Consider the following 16,551-nt stretch of genomic DNA (forward strand, 5'->3'; position numbering starts at 1 on the left):
GAGAACCTTGATCCGGATCCTGGTGGCCGAACACCTTCCGTTGATACGGCGAGGCCTGGTCGCGTCCCTCGACGGGGAGGACGACCTGCGGGTGGTCGCGGACGTCGGGTCGGGCGAGGACATCGTGCCGGCGGCTCTGGAGCTGCGGCCGGACGCCGCGGTCATCGACGCGGACCTGCCCGGGGTGGACGGGCTCACCGCGGCCGCGCGGCTGGGAGAAAAGGCGCCACGCTGCCGGGTGATGCTGCTGTCGGCGCAGCCCAGCCCGGGTCACGTCAAGCGGGCCTTCGCGGCGGGCGTCCTCGGCTATCTGAGCATCGAGGTGGCCCCCGAGCATCTCGCCGACGGCATCCGCCGGATGGCGACCGGGCGCCGGGTCGTCGACTCCGAGCTGGCGGTGGCCGCGCTGGAGGCCGCCGACTGCCCGCTGACGCCGCGGGAGCACGAGGTGCTGCGGCTCGCGGCGGGGGGCGGGCGCTCGAAGGACATCGCCGCCGAGCTGGGCCTGTCCGTCGGCACCGTGCGCAACCACCTGTCGCGCATCCTCGTCAAGACGGGAGCGCGCAACAGCGTCGACGCCGTGAGAATCGCCACCGACTCCGGCTGGCTGTAGGAGGTCAGGGCCGCCAGATCAGGACGAGCGCGCAGTCGTCGTTGTGGCCGGAGGACATCGACTGGACGAGTTGCCGGGCCTTGTCGCGGAATCCCGACGGCAGCAGCCGCTCGGCCTCGCCCAGCAGCCGGTCGAGCCCGGCGTCGATGTCCCGGCCGGGCTGCTCGATCAGCCCGTCGGTGAACAGCATGAGCGCGTCGCCCTTGCGCAGCACCCCGCTGTCGGTCTCGCAGGCCAGGTCGGGCACCACGCCGAGCACGACGCCCTTCGCCGTGGAGACCCGCCATGTGCCCGACCCGGCGTCGAACCGGACCACGGGCGGGTGCCCGGCGGAGGTGATGGTGTACTCCCCCGTGGAGAGGTCGAGCTCCAGGTGGACGGCGGTGACGAATCCCTCGTCGCCGAGCTGGCGGTGCAGGTAGGAGTTGCACGCGGCCAGGAAGTCGTCCACCGAGCCGAGCAGGCCGCCGAAGGTGCCCGACAGCATGAGCGCGCGGGTTCCCGCGTCCACGCCCTTGCCGGAGACGTCGACGACCGCCACCCGGACCCGGTCGCCCTCCCGCATCGAGACGACGAAGTCGCCGCCGAACGACGATCCCCCGGCCTGCTTCAGCACCACCTTGCCGCCCCAGTCCTTGGGCAGCGGCGGCAGCTCGCTCTGCCGCTTGAGCCTGTCGCGCAGCTCCAGCAGCATCGCGTCGCCGCGCAGGCCCTGGACGCCGAGCTTGCCCCGCGTCCGCGCCATCATCCAGGCGAGCACGGCGGTGAAGGCCATCGTGATCAGCAGGCCGGGGCCGACGCTGGGCACTTCCCTGATCGGTCCCATGTACGCCAGGGCTGCGACGGCCACGCACAGCAGGATCGTGAGGCTGCGCAGCCGGAGCTGGAGGCCGCCGATCAGCGTGAACAGGATCAGCAGCGAGGGCGAGAACCAGTACGCCGACACCTCCGCGTCGAGCACGCCGATCACGACGGTGAGCATGACGAGAGCGATGAGGAGGTACCGGTCCTTCGACCACACCTTCCTCACGAAACGGACCGACGGCACCAGAAGCGGCACGCGCGCCAGGAGTGCACGCAGCCGAGGAGGGATCAGCGGCGCCGGACGGGAAGTCATGATGGCCTCGACTGTATCCGGACATCCCAGATGGCGGCACCTGCTTGACCAACGTCTAGATCATGCGGCACGGATATTGGGTCGCCCCACCCCGCGGCCCGCTTCTACGGTGATTCGATGAGCATCACCGTACGCCCCCTCGGGGGCTCCGAGTGGCCGGCCTTCGTCGCCGTCGACTACGAGGCGTTCAGCGCCACCTATCCCCTGGAGATGGCCGACCGCTGGCGCGAGGTCGTGGAGCTCGACCGCCTGCTGACCGCCTTCGACGGCGACCTGATGGTCGGCGGCGCCGGCGCGCTGTCCTTCGAGATGACGGTGCCCGGCGGGCCGATCCCGGTGGCCGGCGTCACGTCGGTGGGCGTGCTCCCCTCGCATCGCCGCCGCGGCGTGCTGACCGCGCTGATGACCCGGCAGCTGCACGGCCTGCACGAGGACGGGCGTGAGGCCGTCGCCGCGCTCTACGCCAGTCAGGCGGGCATCTACGGGCGCTTCGGGTACGGCAGGGCCGCCGACACTCTGTCCTTCCGCATCCCCACCCACGGCTCGGCCTTCACGCGCTCGGCCCCCGCCGACCCGGCGCTGCGCCTGCGCGTGGCCGCCCCCGCCGACGCGCTGCCCGGCCTTCGGCGGGTCTACGACGCCGTACGGCCCGGCCGTCCCGGCATGTACGCGAGGTCCGACGGGTTCTGGAAGACCGAGATCATTCCGGACACCGAGCACGACCGGGGCGGGATGGGCCCGCTGCGCTGCCTGATCGCGGAGGACGCGACGGGGGCGCGCGGCTACGCGCTGTTCCGGGCGAAGGCCGGCTGGAACGAGCACGGCGTGCCGGACGGGGAGGTCCGGCTCCTGGAGCTGATGGCCTCCGATCCCGCGGCGTACGCGCTGGTCTGGCGCGGCGTCCTCGACCGGGACCTGTGCTCGGTCGTCCACGCCGGGCGGCGGCCGGTGGACGACCCGATCATGCACCTGCTGGCCGAGCCCCGCCAGCTCAACGCGGTCTGGCTCGACGACCTGTGGATCCGCCTGGTGGATGTGGACCGGGCCCTGGCCGCCCGCGCGTACGCGGCCCCGGCAGACCTGGTGCTGGAGATCGAGGACGAGGTCTGCCCGTGGAACGCCGGCCGCCTCCGCCTGGTCACCGGCAAGGCGTCCTGCGAACCGACCGGCGCGCCCCCCGACCTCACGCTGCCGGTCGACGTGCTGGGCGCGGCCTACCTCGGCGGGCGGCCCCTGCGGGCGGCGGCGGATGCCGGGCTGGTGCGGGAGCACCGGCCGGGGGCGCTGCGCGAGCTGTCGGCCGCGATGGCGTGGGACCCGGCCCCCTGGGGCTGCCGGGTGTTCTGACCCGCGCCCCGGGCGTCCGGACCGCGTAGGCTTCGGGGCATGGCGCTGCAGAGTTTGCAGATCACCGCGATCACGGCCATGCGGGCCCGCGACGTGTCCCGGCCGACGGCCGAGCAGCAGGAGGCCGCCGACCAGCGGCCGCTGCGCGACGAGACGCCCCGGCGGGAGCCCCGCCGGGGCCGGGACAGGGACAGGGACACCCGCTAGAGGCAGCTCAGGCGGGCAGCGGCGGCAGTTCGCCGGTGGTCTCGAAGTCGGCGAGCTGGCGGATCCGCCGGGCGTGCCGTTCGGCCCCGGAGAACGGCGTGGCCAGGAAGAGCCCGACGAACCCGGCGGCCTCCTCAGGCGTGTGCTGCCGGGCGCCCAGGCTGATCACGTTGGCGTCGTTGTGCTCGCGGGCCAGCTTCGCCGTTTCCTCGTTCCAGGCGAGGGCCGCGCGCACCCCCCGCACCTTGTTGGCGGCGATCTGCTCGCCGTTCCCCGAGCCGCCGATCACGACCCCGAGGCTGCCCGCGTCGCCGGCCACGCCCTGCGCGGCCCGCAGCACGAACGGCGGGTAGTCGTCCTCCGCGTCGTAGACGTGGGGACCGCAGTCCTCCACCTCGTGGCCCTGCTCCTTCAGCCAGGAGACCAGGTGATTCTTCAGCTCGTAGCCGGCATGGTCGGCACCGATGTAGACACGCACGACATGAGTTTCCCAGAAGGACCCTGGCGGAGACGACCCCGGGCTCCATTAAAGTAATGGCCAAGACGGGCTTCCGTCCCTTACACCCCGGCCTCCCAGGAGTGTCATGCGCGAGCTTCGTTATGTCGGCGACCCGGTCCTGCGCACCCCCGCCGAACCGGTGACGGACTTCGACCGCGAACTGCGACGGCTGATCGACGAGATGTTCTCGCTCATGTACCAGGCCGACGGCGTCGGGCTGGCAGGGCCGCAGATCGGGGTGGGCCGGCGGCTGTTCGTCTACGACATCAGCAACCGCAAGGGCCACGTGATCAACCCGGAGTTGACGATCGACGACCCCGAGCAGGTCGTCGAGGAGGAGGGCTGCCTGTCGGTGCCCGGCAAGGAGACCGGCAAGCCGCTGTACGCCCCGACCGCCCGCGCCGCAGGGGTGACGGTGCGCGGGGTCGACAAGCTCGGCCGGCCCGTCACCGTCAAGGCCCGGGGCATGCTCGCCCGCTGTTTCCAGCACGAGTTCGACCACCTTGAGGGCACGCTGTACGTCGACCGGCTGGGCAAGGACGAGCGCCGCAAGATCCTCCTGCAGACGCCCTGACGTCCTACAGCTGGATGGCCTTGACCTCCAGGAACTCTTCCAGGCCGAACTCGCCGAGCTCCCGGCCGATTCCCGAGCGCTTGTAGCCGCCGAACGGCGCCATCGTGTTGAACCGGCCGCCGTTGACCGCCACCTGCCCGGTGCGCAGGCGGCGCGCGACCGCGAGCGCCTTGTCCTCGGTGCCCGCCCACACCGCCCCCGACAGCCCGTACGGCGTGCCGTTGGCGATCTCCACGGCCTCGCGCTCCGACCCGAACGGGACGATCACCAGCACCGGGCCGAAGATCTCCTCCTGCTCGATCGCCATGCCGGGCGAGACCCCCGCGAATATCGCGGGCTCGACGTAGTAACCACGTTCCATGGGGTTGTCGGTCCCGCCGAGCACGAGGCGGGCGCCCTCCTCCTGGCCGCGGTTGATGTACCTGACGACCCGGTCGCGCTGGGCCGCGGACACCAGGGGCCCGAGGCGGGTGCCCTCGGCGAACGGATCACCGGGGACGTAGGCGCCGGCCGCCTCCACGGCGAGCCGCACGGCCTCGTCGTACTGGTCCCAGTGGACGAGCATCCGGGTCAGCGCCGAGCAGGTCTGGCCAGAGTTGAGGTAGGCGCCCGCGACCCCGTGCTTCACCGCCTTCTCCAGGTCGGCGTCGGGGAGGATGACGTTCGCCGACTTGCCGCCCAGCTCCAGGGCCACCCGCTTGACCGTCTCGGCCGCGAGGGCCGCGACCCTGCGGCCGGCTCTGGTGGACCCGGTGAACGAGACCATGTCCACGTCCGGGTGGGCGGCGATGACCTCGCCGACCACCGGCCCGTGGCCGCTGACCATGTTGAACACGCCGGGCGGCAGCCCGACCTCGTGGAAGATGTCGGCCAGCGCGTACGCCGCGAGCGGCGCGACCTCGCTCGGCTTGAGCACGACGGTGCAGCCGGCCGCGAGAGCCGGGGCCACCTTGCACACCACCTGGTGGAGCGGGTAGTTCCACGGCGTGATCGCGCCGACCACGCCGACGGGCTCCCGCACGATGAGCGAGTTGCCCACGCGGCCGCCGTCGAACTCGTACCGCTTGGCGAGGTCGGCGTAGGAGGCCAGCACCTCGGCGGGCATCAGCGTCTGCACCTTCAGCGCGAGCGTGAGCGGGGCACCCATGTCGGTGGCGATCGTCGCCGCGATCTCCCTGGCGCGCTCCTGCAGGAGCCCGGCCGCCGCCCCCAGGAACGCGGCGCGTTCCGCCGGGTCCAGAGCCGACCATGCGGGGAAGGCGGCGCGTGCGGCGGCGACGGCGGACTCGACGTCGGCGGGCGCTCCGGCGGGCACCCGGTCCACGACCTCCTCGGTCGCGGGGTTGACGACGTCAACGGCCTCGCGGGAGGAGGACGGGACCCAGGCTCCGTTCACGTAGAGGTGACGCATGCCACTCATCCTTGCGCCTCGGCTGTCAGATGGCGAGTCCTCGGACCGAAACCTTTCCGCTCGGTTCGCGCGGGAGTGAAGGAGCCTGTGAAGTCTCAGGTGAAGATCGGGTTACGGGTCCTCGACCTCTTCAGCTCGAAGAAGCCGTCGGTGCCGGCGACGAGCAGGACGCCGTCCCACAGGCGCGCGGCGGCCTCGCCCCTCGGGATCGGCGACACGACGGGGCCGAAGAACGCCGCGCCCTCGACGGCGATGACCGGTGTGCCGACCTCCTGGCCGACCAGCTCGATGCCCTCCCCGTGCGAGCGCCGGATCTCCTCGTCGTACTCGTCCGAGTCGTGGGCCGCCACCAGCGCGGGGTCGAGCCCGGCTGCGGTCAGGGCCTCGGCGATCGTGTCCCGGCCGCGCTCGCGCCCCTCGTCGTGGAAGCGCCTGCCGATCTCGGTGTAGAGGTCGCCCAGGACCTGCTCGCCGTACTTGTCCGCGGCGGCGGCCAGCACCCGTACGGCGCCGAGCGTCTTCTTGACCCCCTCGCGGTAGTCGGCGGGGATGTCCTTGTCCTCGTTCAGGACCGCCAGGCTCATGATGTGCCAGCGCACGTCGATGGGACGCAGCGCGGCCACCTCGTGGATCCAGCGTGAAGTGATCCACGCCCAGGGGCAGGCGGGGTCGAACCAGAAATCGACAAGCTTTCGGTCGGACACTGTGACACCCTCTCGAACGGAATATGGTTCCCTCGGTCGACAACCCGGGCAGGAAATCTCCTATTCCAGGTAGGAGCGATCTCGAACCCGTCATGTCTCCGCGACGTGGCAGGATTCATGCAATCCCTGACGCGACGGGGCGGCGGGGATCGGGGGCGTCGACCATGCGATGAGGAGCGGTGTGTGGCAGGGAATCTGACACGGGACGAGGCTCGGGAGCGCGCTCGGTTGCTCTCCGTCCAGTCCTACCAGGTCGAACTCGACCTGACCGAGGGCGAGGAGCGGTTCGAGAGCGTCACGACGGTCCACTTCACGTCGGACCGCGAGGGGGCGGACACGTTCATCGACCTCCACGGTGCGCACGTGCGGAAGGTCGTGCTCAACGGCAGGGAGCTGGACGTCAGCACCTACGACGCCGAGAAGGGCCGCATCCCGCTGCCGGGGCTGGCCGCGCGCAACGAGCTACGCGTGGACGCCGACTGCTCCTATATGCGCACCGGTGAGGGCCTGCACCGCTTCGTCGACCCCGTGGACCGGCAGGTCTACCTGCACAGCCAGTTCGAGACGGCCGACGCGCACCGGATGTACGCCTGCTTCGACCAGCCGGACCTCAAGGCGACCTTCGAGCTGACCGTCCTCGCCCCCGCCGCCTGGGAGGTGGTGTCCAACGCCGCTCCCGACACCGCGGAGGCGCTGGAGGAGCACCACGGGCGGCACGGCACGCTGCAGGCCGCCAAGCGCTGGCACTTCCCGCCGACCCCCGTGATGTCGACGTACATCACGGCCCTCATCGCCGGGCCGTACGCGGTCGTGCGGGACGAGCACGACGGGATCCCGCTCGGGATCTACGTGCGGCGCTCGCTCGCGCAGTATCTCGACCCCGAGAACATCTTCGAGGTCACCAAGCAGGGCTTCGACTTCTTCCACCGCGTCTTCGGCCTGCGCTACCCCTTCGGCAAGTACGACCAGCTGTTCGTGCCGGAGTTCAACGCGGGCGCCATGGAGAACGCGGGCGCGGTGACGTTCCTGGAGGACTACGTCTTCCGCTCGCGGGTGACCGACGCGCTCATCGAGCGCCGCGCCGAGACGATCCTGCACGAGATGGCGCACATGTGGTTCGGCGACCTCGTCACCATGCGCTGGTGGGACGACCTGTGGCTGAACGAGTCGTTCGCCACCTACATGTCCGTGCTGTGCCAGGCCGAGGCGACCCGGTGGGGCCAGGGCGCGTGGACCACGTTCGCCAACGTCGAGAAGGCCTGGGCCTACCGGCAGGACCAGCTGCCCTCCACCCACCCCATCGCCGCCGACATCCCGGACATGCAGGCCGTCGAGGTCAACTTCGACGGCATCACGTACGCCAAGGGCGCCTCGGTGCTCAAGCAGCTCGTCGCGTACGTGGGGCTCGACAACTTCCTCGCCGGGGTGCGCGACTACTTCAACGAGCACGCCTGGAAGAACACCTCCCTGCAGGACCTGCTGTCGGCGCTGGAGCGCACCTCCGGGCGCGACCTGTCGTCCTGGTCGAAGGAGTGGCTGGAGACCTCGGGCGTCAACACGCTGCGGCCGTCGTTCACCACCGACGACGAGGGCCGGTTCCTGAGCTTCGACGTGCTGCAGGAGGCCACGCAGGAGCACCCGACGCTGCGCTCGCACCGGGTGGCCGTCGGTCTGTACTCCCTGCGCGACGGCGTGCTGTCCCGGACCAAGCGGGTCGAGCTCGACGTCGTCGGCGCGCGCACGGCCGTGCCCGAGCTGGTCGGCGAGGTCCAGCCCGACCTGGTGCTGGTGAACGACGACGACCTCACCTACGCCAAGATCCGGCTCGACGAGCGGTCGCTGCACACCCTCGTGGGCGGCGGGATCACCGCGTTCACCGAGTCGCTGCCCCGCGCGCTGTGCTGGTCGGCCGCCTGGGACATGACGCGGGACGCCGAGATGGCCACCCGCGACTACGTCAAGCTGGTCGTCTCCGGCATCGACTCGGTGCGCGACATGACCGTCCTGCAGACCGTGCTGCGCCAGGCCCGGCAGGCCGTGCAGCAGTACGCCGACCCGGCGTGGCGGGCCACCGGCCTTGCCGAGCTGGCCGGCGCGCTGCGCCGCCTCGCCGCGGCGGCGGAGCCGGGCTCGGACCACCAGCTCGCCTATGTCAACGCCCTCGCCGCGACCGCCACCTCGCCCGAGGACCTCGCGTTCCTCAAGGGCGTGCTCGACGGCGGCGAGGCGCCCGAGGGGCTGGCCGTCGACACCGACCTGCGCTGGACGCTCATCCAGGCGCTCGTGTCCGGCGGCGTCCTCGGCGCCGGCGACATCGACGCCGAGCTGGCCAGGGACGCCACGGCGACCGGCGAGCGCTCGGCCGCCACCAGCCGGGCCTCGGTCCCTACCTCGGAGGCCAAGGCCGAGACCTGGGCGACGATCGTGGGAGGCAAACTGAGCGGCGCGCTTCTGCGCGCCACGATCCTCGGCTTCGTGGACCCGCACCACCCCGAGCTGCTGGAGCCGTACGCCGACCGGTACTTCGAGGAGGTCGGGCGGATCTGGAGCGAGTGGACCTCCGACATGGCGCAGAACTTCGCCATCGGCTGCTACCCCGCGCTGCTGATCCGTCCGGAGACCGTGGCCCGCACGCAGGACCACATCAGCGCCGCGCAGCCGCCGCACGCGCTGCGCCGCCTGCTGCTCGAGGGCGCGGACGGCGTCAGCCGGGCGCTGCGTGCCCGGGCGCGGGACGCCTCCGCCTGATCAACGTCGATCCACAGCGGTCCACGTCGGCTCACGTCCGTCTGGTCCGCGTCGGGCCGCACGATCACGATCCCGAGGGCCCCGGCACACCGCCGGGGCCCTCGGGCGTGCCGGGGGACAGGTGGCACGGCGGGCGGGCACCTGAAGGCGGGCACGTGAAGGCACGGCGGGAGGCGGACGCCCGTCGGCGTGCTGAGTAGGGTCGTCGGGTGCACTCAGCCCACGACCTGTTGATCGCCCTGGCCGGGAGGTACTCGTTCGGCGACGTCGGCGCGCTCGCGCCGGCCGTGCTCGGGGAGGGCGGGCGGGCCGCCCTGGTGGCGTCGGTCTGCGAGTTCGGCCAGCGATTACTCACCCTCGACGCCGAGGACTTCCACGCCGAGATCGACGCCCAGACGGTGCCGGCCGACCTCCGTAGGCGCGCCCGCGCGTGCCACATGCCGCAGACGCCGAGAGAGCAGCCGCGCGGCGCGCTCGACTCGCTTCGGCCGGCGTACGCGTTGCTTCTCGAGGTCGTCGAGGCCCGCTGGCGGCGGCGCGAGCTCAGCTCGATGATCGCGGCCGTACACATCTGCAGCGAGTATCTTCCGCTGCTCGCCTTCGAGCCCGCGCTCGGCCACGCGGGCGACCCGGTTCGCTGGCCTGAGGGCCTGCGCGCCGCCGGCAGCCGCTTCGGGGTCATGCCCGACCGGGAGTGCGACCACACGAGGGCGGAGCGTTCGGCGGCGGAGCGGACGCTGCGGGTGGCCGTGGAGCCGCCCGCGGGCTGGCGGGCCTACTTCGACCGGCAGCACAGCCAGGTCGCGGGGGCCCTCGCCACCTGCGCCGGCCGGTGCCGCACTCCCTGCCCCGCCCTCGACTGGGTGCCGGACCTGGCCGGCCTGGCCACCCGCTGCCGGATCGCGCTGGCGTTCGCCGAGACCCCGCTCGTGCGGCTGCGCCACGCCGCCCCGGTCGGCCACGGCTTCGGCGTGCCGTCGCCGGAGGAGGTGCTGGAGGCGTGGGAGCGCAGCCGCACCGCGCTGGCCAAGCACGACGCGGCCGCCGCGGTCACCGCCGACGACGGTTTCCCGCTGCCGGGGCTTCCCGCCCTGTTCTCCGCCGTCGCGGCGGCGCCGGTGCGGCCGGCCACGCTGCTCGCCGACGTCTCGGCCTACGTCGTCGAGCTGCTGCGGGATTAGCCGTCACCAGACCGGCGGCCTGCGGTCCCCCCAGAAGCCGCCGACCGACGCCTCCACCTGGGACGACAGCGAGATGAGCGTGCCCTCGTCGCCGTACCTGCCGGCCAGCATGACGCCGATGGGGAGGCCGTCGGGCGTCCAGTAGAGCGGGAGGTTGACCGCGGGCTGGCCGCTCACGTTGTAGATGGCCGCGAAAGGCGCGAAGCGCATCATCCGCTCGAACGTCTCCTCGGGCGACTCGACGTCCTCGAACCAGCCGACCGGCACGGGCGGCTGGGTGACGGTCGGCGAGAGCACCGCGTCGTAGGCGTCGGTCACGAGCAGCGCGAACCGGGTGGCGAGCTGGAGCGTCGACTGCGCCTGGAGGAACTCCGGGGCCGAGATCGCGTGGCCGCGCTCGCGCAGCCACGCGGTGAGCGGGCGCAGCTTGGGCTCCAGTTCCTCCGCCACGGGATGCATGCAGGAGAAGCTGAACCACATCTTGACGAACTCGGGCACCACGTCCGGGCCGAACGGCGGCGCGATCTCCTCCACCTCGTGACCGAGCGACTCCAGCACCGCCGAGGCGCTCTCGTACGCCGCCAGCACGTCGGGGTGGACCTCCGCGCCGGGCACGGCGGGCGTGGCGAACCGGGCGATCCGCAGGCGGCCCGGGTCCCGCCCGGCGTAGGCCGAGAACGACCCGAGCGCCGGCGCAGGGGCGTGGTAGAGGTCGCCGGGATTGTTGTGCGCCATGGCGTCCAGCAGCGCCGCGGCGTCGGCGACGTTCCTGGCCAGCGGCCCGCTGGTCGACAGTCCCGCGAGGTCGGGCATGATCGGGGCCGAGGAGATGCGGCCGCGGCTGGGCTTGATGCCGTACAGGCCGCAGACGGAGGCGGGGATGCGGATCGAGCCCGCGCCGTCGCTGCCCTGCGCGGCGGGCGCGAGACCGGCCGCGACGGCGGCCCCCGCTCCCCCGCTCGATCCCCCGGCCGACCGCGTGGTGTCCCACGGCGTGCGGGTGGGCTCGTGCAGGTAGGTCTCCGTGTAGCAGGGCATGCCGAACTCGGGGGTGCTGGTCTTGCCCAGCATGATCGTGCCGGCGTCCCGGAGGCGCTCGACCATGCTGTCGTCCGCGGGCGCGACGAACCCCTCGTACGCGGCCGAGCCGAAGTGGACCGGCACGTCCTTGACGAAGTTGAGGTCCTTGATCGGGATCGGCACGCCCAGCAGCGGGGGCAGGTCCTCCGCGTCACCGGCGGCGAGCCGGGCCTCCTGCTCGCGGGCCTGGACCAGAGCCCGGTCGGCGGTCACCGTGACGAACGCCCCCAGGCGGGGGTTGAGCCGTTCGATGCGCTCCAGGTAGTGCTCGGTGATCTGAACAGGAGAGAGTTCACCCGTACGTACGGCTGCCGCCTGCTCAAGGGCGGTAAGATCGTGAATGTGCGCCACGCTACCGAACGGTAAGGCCCCTGGCCGCGGATATCTAGAGAAGATACCCGCACTTCCGCGCAACGAATCGGCTCAAGCAGGCCACAAAAGTATGAACCATCCAACACTAGGCAAGCCGCTGACGGCTCAACTACCGTGAGTGATGTGGATACCGGTCTAGCGCCAGAAGACGGTCACGATACGTCACCTATATGGGTGGGTGACCAAACCTCAGAGCAGGCGGAACGCCCTTCGGCGCCACCTGAGGCGCCGGCGTCTCCCACGTACGCTCCGGTCGAGCGCACGTCGCTGAGCATCCTGTGGCAGGACACGCGATACCGCCACCTTCGTCGCCGGGCCGTCATCGCGGTCGCGGCGGGCGTGGCGTTCGGCGTGCTGTTCGGCAGCTGGCGGCTCGGGCTCACCGCGGCCATCCTCGCGTGCGTCGCCGACGCCGTCTACCGGGCGAGGACGGTCTCGTCCATCCCCGCGTGGCGGCGCGCCTCCGCGGCGGAGCGTCAGACGGAGGCCCAGCTCAAGAAGCTGGAACGCAACGGCTACAAGACGCTGCACGCCCGCGCCATCCCCGGCAGCGAGGCGCAGATCGACCACCTCGTGGTGGGGCCCACCGGCGTGTACGCGGTGGACTCGGAGAAGTGGGACAAACGGCTGCCCGTGCGGGTCCAGTCGCACCGCAAGCTCTTCCACGGCCCGTTCAACCAGAAGCCGCGGCTCGACGAGGCCCGGTGGGAGGCGGCGCAGGCCAGCGACCTGATCAGCAAGGCGCTCGGCCGGGAGATCACCGTGGTGCCGTCCCTGGCCATCTACGGGCCGCCGATCCCGTGGCGCATCCTCAACATCCGTGAGGTGGACGTCTTCTCCGGCGGGCTGGTGCGCAAGTGGATCACCAAGCGGGAGAGGTCGCTCACCAACGCGGAGATCGACGCGATCCACCGGGCCGCCGAACGCGTGCTGCCCGCGCGGTATCCCGAGTAGACACGTCCCGACACCAGACGTGTCCCGACTCGTGGACAGCGGGTCTCGGCAGCCGGGCACTGGCCGTACCATTTGAAGACTCAGTAGTCTCCAGATGGGGGTTCATCGATGCCCGCACTCAGGTCCCGCACTGTCACTCACGGCAGGAACATGGCCGGCGCCCGCGCGCTGCTCAGGGCCACGGGCGTAGCGGGCAGCGACCTCGGCAAGCCGATCGTCGCGGTCGCCAACAGCTTCACGCAGTTCGTGCCCGGCCACGTGCATCTGCGCGAGGTCGCCGAGGTGGTGGCCGGCGCGGTCCGCGAGGCGGGGGCCATCCCGCGCGAGTTCAACACGATCGCCGTGGACGACGGCATCGCGATGGGCCACGGCGGCATGCTCTACTCGCTGCCGTCCCGCGAGCTGATCGCCGACGCGGTCGAGTACATGGTCAACGCGCACTGCGCCGACGCGCTGGTCTGCGTCTCCAACTGCGACAAGATCACGCCCGGGATGCTGCTCGCCGCCTTCCGGCTCAACATTCCCACGATCTTCGTGTCCGGCGGCCCGATGGAGGCCGGCAAGGTCCCCGGCCGCAAGCTCGACCTGATCGACCCGATGATCGCCTCCGCCGACGCGAGCGTGTCGGACGCCGAGCTCCTGGAGATGGAGGAGAACGCCTGCCCGACCTGCGGGTCCTGCAGCGGCATGTTCACCGCCAACTCCATGAACTGCCTCGCCGAGGCGATCGGCCTGGCCCTGCCCGGCAACGGCACCACGCTGGCCACCCACAAGGCGCGCAAGACCCTGTTCGAGAACGCGGGACGGCAGATCGTCGACCTCGCCCGGCGCTACTACGAGGACGACGACGAGTCGGTCCTGCCGCGGAACATCGCCACCCGCGAGGCGTTCGAGAACGCGATGGCGCTCGACGTCGCCATGGGCGGATCGACCAACACGATCCTCCACATCCTGGCCGCCGCCCGTGAGGCGGGCGTCGACTTCGGGCTCAAGGAGATCAACGAGCTGTCGCTGCGGGTGCCGTGCCTGTGCAAGGTCGCCCCCGCGACGATGAAGTACCACGTCGAGGACGTGCACCGGGCGGGCGGCATCCCCGGCATCCTCGGTGAGCTGGACCGGGCCGGTCTGCTCCACCGCGACCTGCCGACCGTCCACTCCGCCTCCATCGCGGAGTACATCGCCAAGTGGGACCCCAAGTCTCCCGAAGTCACCGGCGAGGCCGTGGAACTGTGGCACGCGGCGCCCGGCAACGTGCGCACGGTGAAGGCGTACTCGCAGGACGCCCGCTGGGAGTCGCTCGACCTCGACCGCGCCGAGGGCTGCATCCGCGACCTCGACCACGCCTACACCAAGGACGGCGGCCTCGCCGTGCTGTACGGGAACATCGCGCAGGACGGCTGCGTGGTCAAGACGGCCGGCGTGGACGAGTCGATCTGGCGCTTCTCGGGCCCGGCGGTCGTGTTCGAGTCGCAGGAGGATGCCTCCGAGGGCATCCTCGCCGGCAAGGTCAAGGCCGGCGACGTGGTCGTCATCCGCTACGAGGGCCCCAAGGGCGGCCCGGGCATGCAGGAGATGCTCTACCCGACGAGCTTCCTCAAGGGCAAGGGCCTGGGCAAGGCCTGCGCGCTGATCACCGACGGCCGCTTCTCCGGCGGCACGTCGGGCCTGTCCATCGGCCACGCCTCTCCCGAGGCCGCCGAGGGCGGGACGATGGCCCTGATCGAGGACGGCGACATCATCGAGATCGACATCCCCGGCCGCTCGATCGAGCTCAAGGTGGCCGAGGACGTGCTGGCCGCCCGCCGCGAGCGGCTGCTGGCCGACCTCGGCGGCTACCGGCCGCGCGACCGCCAGCGCACGGTCTCGGCCGCCCTGCAGGCGTACGCCGCGCTCACCACCTCGGCCTCGACCGGCGCGTCCCGCGACCTGTCCCAGCTCTCCCGCTGAAACCATGAGAATGCGGGGCCGCCTCTCCGAAGAGGCGGCCCCGCATTCTCATGCCGGTCAGCTGTAGGAAACCGACTGCACGCTGCAGTTGGTCATCCACGGACCGGGATAGACCGGGGCCGTCGTGCAGCCCCAGGTGGCGGTCACGGTGGTGGTTCCCGCGGGGATGCTGACGCTGCCGGCAGAACCGGCGAAGTCGTACATATGGCCCTCGCTGCACATGGCGGAGACGCTGACGGACGTCGTCCCACTGGCCAGCGTCTTCGTGAACTGCCACGCGTGCGTGGCCGGGACCGCGACCAGGCTGGCGTACGGCACCCCTACGACGGAGATGGGGTACCAGTCTCTGGTGTCCCCGAAACTGTTGTAGTTGAGGCAGTCCACCGTGGCGTTCAGCGTGACGGCGTCGGCCGCGGCGGGGTTGGGCGCGAGCGCCACGCTCAGCACACCGGTCGTGACGAGCGCCGCACCGAGCGCGAGCACCCTCCGGGCTGGATTCACAGCGAACATTGATGTCCCTTCTCCCGCATTCGAAAGCAGCCACAACGAATGCACCACCTCCCCCAGGAACGGTCAATCACCCGAGTTTTCGGCAGGCCGGAACATCACGTCAGCTGAAAATGCGCTCAACCAATGGCCCGAAACGTGTTTCCGGCGGACCATGCGGCCGAAATTCGATAAGCAGCGGCGATCGCGACCCTTTTACGAGCGATTCGGCGAAATATTTCGACTACCCGGCTCACCGTGCTTTCCGGGCGGAGCCCGGCCGCTGAAAGTTTCAGCGCGTCATCCGCCCGCGGCGCTCGCGAAGCCGTCCAACGCCGCCCCGATCTCGCGGCGCATGGCCGCGCTGCCGGTGTGGCCCGCGTCGTCCACCACGACCAGACGCGCGTCCGGCCAGGCCTGGGCGAGCTGCCAGGCGGTCTCCAGCGGTCCCCCCAGGTCGAGGCGGCCGTGGACGAGGACGCCGGGGATGCCGGCGAGCTTGTGCGCGTCGCGCAGCAGGACGCCCTCCTCCAGCCAGGCGGCGTTCGAGAAGTAGTGGGTGCAGATTCTGACGAAGGCCTGCAGGGCGTCGGAGGGCCGGTCGCTGTAGGCGTCCGGCTTGCCGTTGACCTCGTGCGCGATCACCGCGTCCTCCCACGTCACCCACTCGTGAGCCGCCCTGGCCCGTACGCCCGGATCGGGGTCGGACATCAGCCGCGCGTAGGCGGCGAGCAGGTCGCCGTCGCGCCGGTCCTCCGGCACGCCGGAGCGGAAGCGTTGCCATTGCTCGGGGAGGAACCGGCCGACTCCCCGGTAGAGCCAGTCGATCTCGGAGCCGCGGGTCATAGTGACGCCGGCGATGACGATCTCCGACACCCTTTCGGGGTGAGCCTCGGCGTAGGCGAGGATGAGCGTGGATCCCCAGGACCCGCCGTGGAGCAGCCATCGTTCGACGCCGAGACGCTCACGCAGCCGTTCCATGTCCGCGATCAGATGATGGGTCGTGTTGGTGCTCAGGTCGGCCGCCGGATCGCTCGCGTGGGGCAGGCTCCGGCCACAGTTGCGCTGGTCGAACAGGATGATGCGGTAGCGCGCGGGGTCGAAGGCCCGGCGCTGGCCGGGTCTGCAGCCCGAGCCCGGGCCACCGTGGACGACGAGCGCGGGCTTGCCCTCGGGGTTCCCGCAGACCTCCCAATAGACGAGATGGCCGTCCCCGGTGTCCATATACCCGTGGTCGTACGGCTCGATGGCGGGATGCACTCTGGAGAAACTACAGTGGCCCGTATGGGCGGGAAAAGCGGTTTCCCACGC

Annotated in this window: 15 protein-coding genes; 8 read left to right on the plus strand and 7 right to left on the minus strand. The window is 71.3% G+C overall.

Annotated features, from left to right (window positions below):
* Nucleotides 1-7: 7 nt before the first annotated feature.
* Nucleotides 8-613, plus strand: coding sequence for a response regulator transcription factor (locus FLX07_RS18955; RefSeq protein WP_142572151.1), 606 nt, complete (start codon nucleotides 8-10; stop codon nucleotides 611-613).
* Nucleotides 614-617: 4 nt separating this feature from the next.
* Here the strand turns inward: FLX07_RS18955 and FLX07_RS18960 are convergent, their stop codons facing one another.
* Nucleotides 618-1,730 carry a PP2C family protein-serine/threonine phosphatase gene (locus FLX07_RS18960; RefSeq protein WP_142572152.1) on the minus strand — a complete coding sequence of 371 codons (1,113 nt, stop codon included), beginning with the start codon at nucleotides 1,728-1,730 and terminating at the stop codon, nucleotides 618-620.
* A 117-nt stretch (nucleotides 1,731-1,847) separates the two neighbouring features.
* Here FLX07_RS18960 and FLX07_RS18965 point away from each other — a divergent pair, with 117 nt between their 5' ends.
* The gene (locus tag FLX07_RS18965; protein ID WP_142572153.1) at nucleotides 1,848-3,077 is read left to right on the plus strand and encodes a GNAT family N-acetyltransferase; all 1,230 of its coding nucleotides are present in this window, start codon (nucleotides 1,848-1,850) and stop codon (nucleotides 3,075-3,077) included.
* Between the two features lie 39 nt (nucleotides 3,078-3,116).
* The gene (locus tag FLX07_RS36520) at nucleotides 3,117-3,284 is read left to right on the plus strand and encodes a hypothetical protein (protein ID WP_167748302.1); all 168 of its coding nucleotides are present in this window, start codon (nucleotides 3,117-3,119) and stop codon (nucleotides 3,282-3,284) included.
* A gap of 7 nt (nucleotides 3,285-3,291) precedes the next feature.
* Here FLX07_RS36520 and FLX07_RS18970 read toward each other — a convergent pair whose 3' ends face one another.
* A complete protein-coding gene (locus FLX07_RS18970) occupies nucleotides 3,292-3,762 on the minus strand; it encodes a ribose-5-phosphate isomerase (RefSeq protein WP_142572154.1) in 471 nt (156 codons plus the stop codon).
* Between the two features lie 106 nt (nucleotides 3,763-3,868).
* Between FLX07_RS18970 and def the strand changes: the two genes are divergently transcribed.
* Nucleotides 3,869-4,357, plus strand: a complete 489-nt coding sequence (gene def, locus FLX07_RS18975; RefSeq protein ID WP_142572155.1) for a peptide deformylase — start codon at nucleotides 3,869-3,871, stop codon at nucleotides 4,355-4,357.
* Nucleotides 4,358-4,361: 4 nt separating this feature from the next.
* On the opposite strand, the gene FLX07_RS18980 is transcribed toward def, so the two are convergent.
* On the minus strand, nucleotides 4,362-5,768 hold the full coding sequence (locus tag FLX07_RS18980; RefSeq protein WP_142572156.1) for an aldehyde dehydrogenase family protein: 1,407 nt from the start codon (nucleotides 5,766-5,768) through the stop codon (nucleotides 4,362-4,364).
* Nucleotides 5,769-5,863: 95 nt separating this feature from the next.
* Nucleotides 5,864-6,472 (minus strand): mycothiol-dependent nitroreductase Rv2466c family protein, encoded by a 609-nt coding sequence (locus FLX07_RS18985; protein WP_142572157.1) that lies wholly within the window; start codon nucleotides 6,470-6,472, stop codon nucleotides 5,864-5,866.
* 183 nt (nucleotides 6,473-6,655) lie between these two features.
* Between FLX07_RS18985 and pepN the strand changes: the two genes are divergently transcribed.
* Together pepN and FLX07_RS18995 are read left to right on the plus strand one after the other, a co-directional pair.
* On the plus strand, nucleotides 6,656-9,220 hold the full coding sequence (gene pepN / locus FLX07_RS18990) for an aminopeptidase N (RefSeq protein WP_142572158.1): 2,565 nt from the start codon (nucleotides 6,656-6,658) through the stop codon (nucleotides 9,218-9,220).
* Nucleotides 9,221-9,429: 209 nt separating this feature from the next.
* The gene (locus FLX07_RS18995) at nucleotides 9,430-10,401 is read left to right on the plus strand and encodes a hypothetical protein (protein ID WP_142572159.1); all 972 of its coding nucleotides are present in this window, start codon (nucleotides 9,430-9,432) and stop codon (nucleotides 10,399-10,401) included.
* Between the two features lie 3 nt (nucleotides 10,402-10,404).
* Here the strand turns inward: FLX07_RS18995 and FLX07_RS19000 are convergent, their stop codons facing one another.
* Complete coding sequence (locus FLX07_RS19000) at nucleotides 10,405-11,832, minus strand: amidase (RefSeq protein WP_142572160.1); 1,428 nt, start codon at nucleotides 11,830-11,832, stop codon at nucleotides 10,405-10,407.
* Nucleotides 11,833-12,027: 195 nt separating this feature from the next.
* On the opposite strand from FLX07_RS19000, the gene FLX07_RS19005 reads away from it, so the two are divergent.
* Both FLX07_RS19005 and ilvD read left to right on the plus strand, forming a co-directional pair.
* Nucleotides 12,028-12,807 (plus strand): nuclease-related domain-containing protein, encoded by a 780-nt coding sequence (locus tag FLX07_RS19005; RefSeq protein ID WP_229689737.1) that lies wholly within the window; start codon nucleotides 12,028-12,030, stop codon nucleotides 12,805-12,807.
* Between the two features lie 108 nt (nucleotides 12,808-12,915).
* Entirely contained in the window at nucleotides 12,916-14,754 is a 1,839-nt protein-coding gene (ilvD, locus tag FLX07_RS19010; RefSeq protein WP_142572162.1) for a dihydroxy-acid dehydratase, read from the plus strand.
* A gap of 57 nt (nucleotides 14,755-14,811) precedes the next feature.
* Here the strand turns inward: ilvD and FLX07_RS19015 are convergent, their stop codons facing one another.
* Together FLX07_RS19015 and pip are read right to left on the minus strand one after the other, a co-directional pair.
* Entirely contained in the window at nucleotides 14,812-15,255 is a 444-nt protein-coding gene (locus FLX07_RS19015) for a hypothetical protein (RefSeq protein WP_142572163.1), read from the minus strand.
* Between the two features lie 285 nt (nucleotides 15,256-15,540).
* Nucleotides 15,541-16,500 carry a prolyl aminopeptidase gene (gene pip / locus FLX07_RS19020; protein ID WP_142572164.1) on the minus strand — a complete coding sequence of 320 codons (960 nt, stop codon included), beginning with the start codon at nucleotides 16,498-16,500 and terminating at the stop codon, nucleotides 15,541-15,543.
* Nucleotides 16,501-16,551 lie beyond the last annotated feature (51 nt).

The organism is Microbispora bryophytorum, from assembly GCF_006874465.1.
Taxonomy (GTDB): domain Bacteria; phylum Actinomycetota; class Actinomycetes; order Streptosporangiales; family Streptosporangiaceae; genus Microbispora; species Microbispora bryophytorum.